A 4519-nucleotide genomic window follows, 5' to 3' on the forward strand; every position below is an offset into this window, starting at 1 on the left:
AATTACGCAACAAAGCCATCTTTATGCTGAATACCCGACCTTCAAGATCAATATCGATCGTGAGCAGAAACGCCTGTTGGACCATGACATCATCATTTTTCAATTCCCACTATATTGGTACTCAACACCCGCGATTCTTAAAGAGTGGCAAGACCTCGTCCTAGAATACGGATTTGCTTACGGCACCGACGGTAATGAACTGCAAGGTAAGAGCTTGTTATGCAGTATCACCGCTGGCGGCAAAAAAGAGGCTTATCAAACTGACGGTTATAACCACTTCACCATCCGTGAACTGCTTCACCCAATCGAACAAACGGCGTCTTTGTGCGGCATGAACTACTTGGCTCCATTGGCTTTGTTTGGTTCACGTACTGCGTTAGAAGAAGGCCGAATTCAAGATCATGTAAATAGCTACAAATCGCTTTTAGAGGCTTTTGTTGCGGGCGAAGTCGATCTTAAAAAGGCAAGCAAGGCTGAAAAGCTAAACCATTATGTCGATGAAATGATGAGCAGAGGTTAGATCATGACAGGATATTTTCTACAAGCATTTATCTATTTGCTCGCGGCAGTCATCGCCGTCCCTATCGCCAAAAGGCTTGGCCTCGGCTCTGTGCTTGGTTACCTGATTGCCGGTGTGGTGATTGGCCCAATCATCGGCTTAGTGGGTGAAGAGACCACGACCATTCAACACTTTGCCGAATTCGGTGTAGTAATGATGCTGTTCTTGGTCGGGCTTGAGCTTGAGCCGAAGATGCTTTGGGCAATGAGAAACCGCCTGATGGGGCTCGGCGGCCTACAAGTCGGTGGCACAACGGCCATAGTCATGGGGATTGCTCTGTTCTTCGGGCAACCTTGGACGATCGCGCTGACTATCGGTTTGATCTTCGCACTGTCATCTACCGCGATTGTTCTCCAAACCTTTAATGAGAAAGGGCTCTCCAAGACAGAAGGCGGCAAGAATGCTTTCTCGGTCTTACTGTTTCAAGATATTGCCGTCATCCCTATGTTAGCATTCATCCCTCTATTAGCGTTGCCAGAATTAATCGAAGCTGCACAAAGCGCGGTCGCTTCGGCTTCTGATCACCATGAAGAGTTGAGTCTTGTTGCTGGCCTACCCGGCTGGGCTTATGGCCTTGTGATTACAGCATCTATTGCGATTGTTGTGGTCGGCGGGCACTTCTTGAGTCGTCCACTGTTCCGCTTTGTGGCAAGCTCCGGCCTGCGTGAAATCTTTACCGCAACCGCGCTGATGTTGGTTATTGGTATTGCTGCACTAATGAGCCTAGTCGGCCTGTCACCCGCTTTAGGAACCTTCCTTGCCGGTGTGGTATTGGCAAACAGTGAATTCCGCCACGAGCTTGAGTCTAATATCGACCCATTCAAAGGGCTGCTACTTGGCTTGTTCTTCATTACGGTAGGTGCGGGCATCAACTTTGATGTTCTATTCAACGACTTTGGTTTGATCATTGGCCTCACTCTTGGCGTTATGCTACTTAAAGCCACGGTGTTATTTACATTGGCGTTGAGCTTGGCGCAAGCCGGTGAATTTGGTTTTGTACTACTGAGCTTCTCGGCTCAAAACCACGTATTGCCTGCTGATATAGTCCAAACTCTGTCGCTGGTTGTTGCTCTTTCAATGTTCCTAACACCAGGCTTATTCATTCTATTTGATAAAGTGATACTTCCTCGTTACGAGCAAAAGTCTAACGACCGAGAAGCCGATACTATCGAAGAGAAAGGTACGGTGATCATTGCTGGTATTGGCCGATTCGGTCAAATCGTTAACCGCTTATTGGTGTCGAATGATGTCAAGACTGTGGTTTTGGATCACCAAGCCAACCAAGTCGATTTACTTCGCTCTATCAACATCAAATCTTACTTTGGTGATGCGACTCGTCATGACTTATTGCATACAGCAGGGATCGAAGAAGCCGCAATGTTTGTCGTCGCTATCGATAACCAAGACTCAAGCGTTGAATTAGTAAAATACGTTAAACACACCTACCCTAAAGTGAAAATTTTAGCGCGTGCGTTCGACCGTGGTCACAGTTACCGCCTACGAGAAGCTGGTGCAGATTCTGTAGTCTCAGAAACGTACCACTCGGCACTCGAAATGGGCGCAGAAGCTCTACGTTCTTTAGGGCACCATCCATTCTTCGTTGAACAGCAAAAATCAACGTATCAACGTGTTGAAAGCCGTAAGTCTGAAAAACTATACCAAGCTTGGTCTGAAGCGGAAGAGAACCCACGTTACGACAACAACTACCGACAAATCTTCATTCACCTTGAAGAAGCAATGAAAGAAGACATGAAAAAAGACCGTTCAGACAAGCACTCTCGCTCAGAACGAGGTTGGACACCGCCACCGAAAGGCTATGCAGATGGCTTTGAGGAAGAACAAACCTAAGCAGAGCTCAAATTCGAGGTTAACAACCACTCAAAAAGCGGCTTTCGGGTCGCTTTTTCATTCTCTAAATACGAATAGCACGACCGATGAAGCCAAAACACGGAACCTAAATCAGATGAACCACGACATTTATGTGATCCAGTTATAATTTTCAATCTCAAGCTACCCGTCAAAAATGAATTCACTTTTTACATTTATAAAACATTACCTCTCAACATAAACCATACCGTCAATGCGGGTATATATGCATTCTTTTAAGCCCTTCAGTCGTCGTTCTAATTCGTAGCGACCATCCTCTAACGTTTGAGTTACATTGCATATATCTAAACACGCCTCACAAGCCGCCATCAAAGCATTCACATCGCCAATAATTAACGTTCCGTATTCACAAACTCAAATCATAAAAATTAACACAAACGTTTCAAAGTGTGTCTGTCGTTACAATTTGTAACGCATGCCAGTTGTCGGTATAGTCCTGCACTTCAAAAAGTGAGGCGGTTGCGCTCACCTTAAAGGAGATATAATAATGATTACTAATGATGCAGTAATAATGGGCATGTTAGCTGTTATTCTTGGCGGTGTTTTTATCACGGAAAGTAGCCAAAATAGCGCACTGAAAAAATTCTACTCGTTCGTTCCGGGTCTATTGCTCTGTTACTTTGTTCCTTCTCTATTGAATAGTTTAGGCATCATCGATGCGTCAAACTCAAAGCTATACTTCGTTGCAAGTCGCTACCTATTACCGAGTGCTCTCGTTCTTCTTATCATCTCAGCAGACCTTCGTAAAATATTTGGCCTTGGTTCCAAAGCCGTCATCATGTTCCTAACCGGTACTGTCGGCATTATCATTGGCGGGCCTTTAGCGATTCTAATTATCGACCAAGTTAACCCTGACCTTGTATCTGGCGATGTATGGCGCGGCCTTACAACTGTTGCTGGCTCTTGGATTGGCGGCGGTGCAAACCAAGCAGCAATGAAAGAAGTGTTCGAGGTTGATGATCAGTTATTCTCTGCAATGATTACGGTTGATGTTATCTGTGCGAACATTTGGATGGCTGTATTGCTTATCATGGCAGGCCGCCAGAAGAAGATTGATGCATGGTTAAAAGCAGATACTTCATCTATTGAAGAGCTAAAAGAGACGGTTTCTAAATACCAAGAAGAGAACGCTCGCCCAACAACCACAACAGATTTAATGAAGATCACGGGAATTGCGTTCGGTCTTACCGGCCTAGCTCACTTATTCAGTGACCTAATCGCACCTTGGATCTCGACCAACGCTCCAGAACTCGCGAAATACAGCCTTACATCAGGCTTCTTCTGGTTAATCGTAATGGTGACAACGTTCGCGCTCATCGCTTCATGCTTCAAATCTACACGCAGCCTTGAGCACAGCGGCGCGTCTAAAGTTGGTTCAGCGTTCATCTACATCCTAGTTGCAACCATCGGTATGCAAATGGATGTGACGGCTATCTTAGACAATCCAGGCTACTTCTTCATTGGTATCACATGGCTAACTATCCATGCCATTCTAATGATTGTGATGGCGAAGCTTATCCGTGCACCACTGTTCTTCATGGCTGTCGGTAGCCAAGCTAACGTTGGCGGCGCAGCATCGGCTCCTATCGTAGCAGCTGCATTCCACCCAGCACTGGCGCCAGTAGGTATCCTAATGGCAGTATTGGGTTACGCTCTCGGTACATACGGCGCTTACATCTGTGGTCTCATCATGCAGGCTGCTGCGGGTTAATAGAATCGCTTCAATCCAATAACACAAAAGGCTGAACGATGATCGTTCAGCCTTTTTCGTTTCTAAAACTGTATTTCAAATAACGGCTTAATCGAACAAAGACGCCAGCTTATTTTCAACAACTGGGCTGATATTAAAGCTCAACATAAAATCTGGACGCGTTTCTTCGTCTTTCTCAAGGTAATAGTTCGCTTCAATGCCAAACTTCCAAGGACGTCCGTTCAACACAGTAGTCTTGCTTACGCTTATATTCAACGGAATTTCCGCCTGATCCTTATTCCAATCATACGAGAATGTCGGCGCAGAGCGGCTTTGTTGCGTAATTCAGTTTAGAGACAGAGCAGCCCCATTTCGTGCGTTTC

3 protein-coding genes and 1 pseudogene are annotated in these 4519 nt (G+C 45.6%); 3 read left to right on the forward strand and 1 reads right to left on the reverse strand.

Annotated elements, in window-relative coordinates:
* From AB4180_RS22640 to AB4180_RS22650, 3 genes are all read left to right on the forward strand, one after another.
* Nucleotides 1-520: NAD(P)H-dependent oxidoreductase (locus AB4180_RS22640; protein WP_372082010.1), on the forward strand; the 520-nt coding region annotated here is incomplete at its 5' end.
* Nucleotides 521-523: 3 nt separating this feature from the next.
* Nucleotides 524-2407, forward strand: a complete 1884-nt coding sequence (locus AB4180_RS22645) for a monovalent cation:proton antiporter-2 (CPA2) family protein (RefSeq protein WP_102248832.1) — start codon at nt 524-526, stop codon at nt 2405-2407.
* A gap of 526 nt (nt 2408-2933) precedes the next feature.
* Nucleotides 2934-4157 (forward strand): DUF819 domain-containing protein, encoded by a 1224-nt coding sequence (locus AB4180_RS22650; protein ID WP_009845595.1) that lies wholly within the window; start codon nt 2934-2936, stop codon nt 4155-4157.
* 87 nt (nt 4158-4244) lie between these two features.
* Here AB4180_RS22650 and AB4180_RS22655 read toward each other — a convergent pair.
* Nucleotides 4245-4463, reverse strand: a pseudogene (locus AB4180_RS22655) (hypothetical protein); the annotation flags it as partial.
* Between the last annotated feature and the right edge of the window lie 56 nt (nt 4464-4519).

This window comes from Vibrio sp. 10N.286.49.C3 (assembly GCF_041469545.1).
GTDB lineage: Bacteria > Pseudomonadota > Gammaproteobacteria > Enterobacterales > Vibrionaceae > Vibrio > Vibrio tasmaniensis_A.